Source organism: Longimicrobiaceae bacterium, from assembly GCA_035936415.1.
Classification (GTDB): domain Bacteria; phylum Gemmatimonadota; class Gemmatimonadetes; order Longimicrobiales; family Longimicrobiaceae; genus JAFAYN01.
Window position 1 is genome coordinate 1 of record DASYWD010000208.1, and the last position, 4,156, is coordinate 4,156.

Below are 4,156 nucleotides of genomic sequence, written 5' to 3' on the forward strand. Positions count from 1 at the left end.
GTCCGCGGCCACACGGTCGTCTCGCCGGGGAGCTCCAGGTCGCGCTCCTTGCGGAAGAGCCCGAAGGGGAAGGCCGTGGCGAGGACGACGGTCCGCAGCGGGTACACGCCGCGCCGCTCCCAGGTGTGCTCCGCCCGCACCGTGCCCTGCTCCCCCGCCGCGAGCGCGGCGATCCACCCCCGCCCGGGCAGCTCCGCCTCGCCCACCTCCACCGCGAAGCTGGGGAGCCGCCGCTTGCGGTTGGCGACCTCGTACGCGATCCGCGCCGGCTCCCCCGCCGTGGCGCCCGCGCCGACGCGCCGCCGGACGTGCAGGGCGCGCAGCGTCTGCTCCGACATCCACCCGCTGAGCACGATGAACCCGAGCACCGCCCCCAGGAGGAGGTAGAGCAGGTTGTTCCCCGTGCCGATGGCAGCCACGCCCAGCACCAGCGACCCCACGGTCACGATCCACCCGGGGCGGGTGAAGCGCAGCCGCCGGGAGGGAGTGCGAAAGCGCGGAAGTGCGAAAGTGCGGAACAACGAAGGGTCAGGGAAAAGGGGCACTCCTGCTAGATCGGCAGCTCGATCCGGGCGACGATCTCCTCCAGTACCGCGGCGGCCTCGTCGTGGGCGGCGGCGCCCGCGGAGAGGCCGGCGGGGAGGACGCGGTGCGCCAGGCAGGGGACGACCAGGCGGCGCACGTCGTCGGGGACCAGGTACTCGCGGCCGTCCACCAGGGCGTAGCCCCGGGCGGCGCGGAACAGGGCCACGGCGCCGCGGGTGCTGACGCCGGCGCGGAGGCGGCCGTCGGAGCGCGTGGCCTGCACGATCTCCATCAGGTAGTCCACCAGCGCGGGGTCGGCGTGCACCCCGTCCACCCGGGCCTGCAGCTCCAGGACTCCGGGGGGGGTCATCACCGGTTCGAGCGCCTCCACCGGGTCGCGAGCGGTGGCGCCCAGCAGGATCTCCCGCTCGCGCGCCGCCTCCGGGTAGCCGACGGTGAGCCGCATCAGGAAGCGGTCGAGCTGGCTTTCAGGGAGCGGGTAGGTGCCGTGCTGCTCCAGCGGGTTCTGCGTGGCGAGCACCAGGAAGGGGCGCGGCAGCTCCCAGGTGCGGTCGTCCACGGTCACCCGCCCCTCCTGCATGGCCTCCAGCAGCCCGCTCTGCGTGCGCGGCGGGGCGCGGTTGATCTCGTCGGCGAGCAGCACCTGGGTGAAGACCGGGCCCGGGCGCGTCTCGAACTCCTGCAGGCGCGGGTTGTAGACCGAGACGCCCAGCACGTCCGAGGGGAGGAGGTCGCTGGTGAACTGGATCCGGCGGAAGGCCAGCCCCAGGGCCGTGGCGAGCGCGCGCGCCAGCGTGGTCTTCCCCACGCCGGGGACGTCCTCGAACAGGACGTGCCCCCCGGCCAGCAGGGAGGCCACGGCCAGCCGGACGGTCTCGCGGCGGCCGCGGAACACCGTGCACACGGCGTCCACCAGGCGGTCCAGGGCGTGGAGGTCCACGCCGCGCAGGGGAAGTGCGGGTGCGTTCTGCATCGTGGGGAACAATCGTTCGGAAGGAGGATAGAACCCTTCAAACGTACCCAGGATCCCGGCCGCCGGCCAGGGCCGCCCACCCGGGGCACCGCGCGGCCCGCCGCTTGCGACGGCGCCGTGGAGACCACCGATCACGGGGCCGCGGACCGGCTCCGGACCCAACCCGAGCCATCCTTCCATGAAAGCGCGCCCCCTCGCGGTGCTGGCCCTCGTGGCCGCCGCGGCCTGCTCCGACGCCCCCGGCCCCGTGGCGCCCGAGGGCGCCGCCTCCTTCCTCCCCTGCCTATTCGGCGCCGGCAGCTCGCTGGAGGTGGGGGAGGTGCTCCAGTTCAAGGGCACCGCGGGAGAGATCCTCTGCCTGGAGGGCGGGTCCGACAAGGCGGAGTTCACCCTCGTCCCCTTCTACGCCTCCTCCAACGGCCGGGCCCGCCTGCGGGTCAGCGCGCTGGGCGGCAACGTGCAGACGGCCTCCGAGCCGGGCGGCTCCGCCTCCCGCGCGCCCACCGGCGCGCCGGGGGAGATGCGGAGCCCGGAGGAGCTGGCGGCGGGCGACGCGCTGCACATGCGCCTGCGCGAGCGGATGCACCGCGAGGCGTCGGCGCTGCGGAGGACGGCCCCCACCGGACTCCGCGCGAACGTCGCCGCCGCGCCGCCGGAGGCCGCGGCGCAGGCGGTCCCGCGGGTGGGGGAGATCCTCCGGATCAACGTCCCCAACTTCGACGTCCCCGGCGTCTCCGCGTGCAACGCGCAGAACGTCCGCCCCGGGCGCGTGGCCGCCGTGTCGCAGCGCGCCGTGGTCGTCCACGACGTGGCGAACCCGGCCGGCGGCTTCACGGACGCGGAGTACCAGGCGTTCGCGGACCGCTTCGACGACACCGTCTTCCCGGTGGTCACCACCACCTACGGGGCGCCCACCGACATCGACAACAGCGGCGGGCGGGTCATCATCTACTTCACCCGGGCCGTGAACGACCTCACGCCCCCCGGCTCGAGCGGCGTGGTGGGCGGCTTCTTCTGGGCCGGCGACCTGATCCCCCCGCAGGGGACGCAGCGCTACCAGGGGTGCCGGTTCAGCAACGCCGCCGAGATCTTCTACGTCCTGGCGCCGGACCCGGCGCGCGGCGGGAGCTTCTCCAAGGAGAACGTGCGGCGCGGCGCCCTCGGCACGCTCGCCCACGAGATGGAGCACCTGATCAGCGCCTCGCGCCGGATCTACCTGCTGGACGCCCCGCTGGAGGACACCTGGCTGGACGAGGGGCTCGCCCACGTCGCCGAGGAGCTGGTCTTCTACCGCGTCTCGGGGCTCGCCCCGCGGCAGAACCTGCGCCTCCAGGACCTGCAGCGGAACGCGGACGCGGCGAACACCTACATCCTGGACAACCTCGTCCGCTACCTGCTGTACCTGGAGGAGCCGGACAGCAACTCGCTGATCGGGATCGACGAGCTCCCCACCCGGGGCGCGTCGTGGGCCTTCCTGCGCTATGCCGCCGACCGCGAGCCCGGGCCCGACCAGGCGTTCTTCTTCAACCTGGTGAACTCGAACACCACCGGCGTCGCCAACGTGTCGGCCCGGATCGGCGCGAGCGCGATCGACTGGATGCAGGACTGGACGCTCTCCGTGTACACCGACGACGCGGTGCCCGCGGTGGGTCCGCAGTACATGCAGCCGAGCTGGAACTTCCGCGACATCATGCCCTTCTTCGACCGGGACCGCCGCTTCCCGCTCGAGATCATCCGGCTGGGGGCGAACGAGCCGGCGCAGGTGAGCCTCCTGGGCGGCGGGGCGGCCTTCTTCCGCTTCGGGATCGCCCCGGGCGGGCGGGTGGGGATCCGGATGGCGACGCCCGACCGCGACATCCCCCAGGCGCTCCGGGTCTCCATCGTGAGGACACGCTGATGAAAGCCACTCTCCGCAGGACGGCGGCGCTGGGGGCGCTCGCCCTGGCGTCGCCCGCCGTGGCGTGGGCGCAGGGGTGCATCGGCGCCCCGGTGCCGGAGCGCGCCCGCGCGGTGCAGGTGCAGGCAGGCCGCTCCAAGGTGGACGTGGGGCGCGAGTTCCACTCCTCGGATCTGGGCGTCGGATACCGCGCCAACCCCGGCGGCCCGCTGGCCTACTCCGTGGAGTACCTGCTCCGCAGCGTGGGCGACTCCGACAGCCGGGTGCACACCGGGAACGCGGCGCTCGCGCTCCGTGTGCCGCTCCCGCTCCCGCTGCTCACGGTGTGCGCCCGCACCGGGGCCGGGGTGGCGTACCTGTCGCAGGAGGGGAGCGGGAGCAGCTACACCAACGTCACCGTGCCGGCGGCGCTCGTCCTGGAGCTCCCCCTCCCGGTGGGGATCGGCCGCACGCTCGCCCCGTACGTGGCGCCGCAGTTCCTCTGGTCGCAGACCACGGGCGAGGTGTTCGGGTTCGACGACCTGGACGTCTCGGACAGCGGCTTCGGCGTGGAGGCGGGGGTGGGCCTGCGCGTGAACCGCTTCCTGATCGGCGCCGGGGGGAGCTGGTCCGACCTGGACCCGCTCCTCGCCACGCCGGCCTTCCCGGACCGGGCGTTCTTCGCCCGGGTGGGGGTCCTGTTCTGAAGGGAGGGAACAGGGACCAGCCTGCTACGGCAGGAGCGAGCCCCCGCCGGGATC

At 73.9% G+C, this 4,156-nt stretch carries 4 protein-coding genes; 2 read left to right on the forward strand and 2 right to left on the reverse strand.

Annotated features, from left to right (window positions below):
* Positions 1 to 521: hypothetical protein (locus tag VGR37_08150; GenBank protein ID HEV2147361.1), on the reverse strand; the 521-nt coding region annotated here is incomplete at its 3' end.
* A gap of 29 nt (positions 522 to 550) precedes the next feature.
* The gene (locus tag VGR37_08155) at positions 551 to 1,519 is read right to left on the reverse strand and encodes a MoxR family ATPase (protein HEV2147362.1); all 969 of its coding nucleotides are present in this window, start codon (positions 1,517 to 1,519) and stop codon (positions 551 to 553) included.
* Positions 1,520 to 1,697: 178 nt separating this feature from the next.
* Between VGR37_08155 and VGR37_08160 the strand changes: the two genes are divergently transcribed.
* Entirely contained in the window at positions 1,698 to 3,416 is a 1,719-nt protein-coding gene (locus VGR37_08160; protein HEV2147363.1) for a hypothetical protein, read from the forward strand.
* Positions 3,416 to 4,102 (forward strand): hypothetical protein, encoded by a 687-nt coding sequence (locus VGR37_08165; protein HEV2147364.1) that lies wholly within the window; start codon positions 3,416 to 3,418, stop codon positions 4,100 to 4,102. The genes VGR37_08160 and VGR37_08165 overlap by 1 nt, the downstream gene beginning before the upstream one ends.
* The last annotated feature ends 54 nt before the right edge of the window (positions 4,103 to 4,156 follow it).

Excerpts from the sequence above, each read along its gene's own strand:
- VGR37_08155 (HEV2147362.1), bottom strand. The coding sequence starts at position 1,519 with ATGCAGAACGCACCCGCACTTCCCCTGCGCGGCGTGGACCTCCACGCC.
- VGR37_08160 (HEV2147363.1), top strand. The coding sequence starts at position 1,698 with ATGAAAGCGCGCCCCCTCGCGGTGCTGGCCCTCGTGGCCGCCGCGGCC.
- VGR37_08165 (HEV2147364.1), top strand. The coding sequence starts at position 3,416 with ATGAAAGCCACTCTCCGCAGGACGGCGGCGCTGGGGGCGCTCGCCCTG.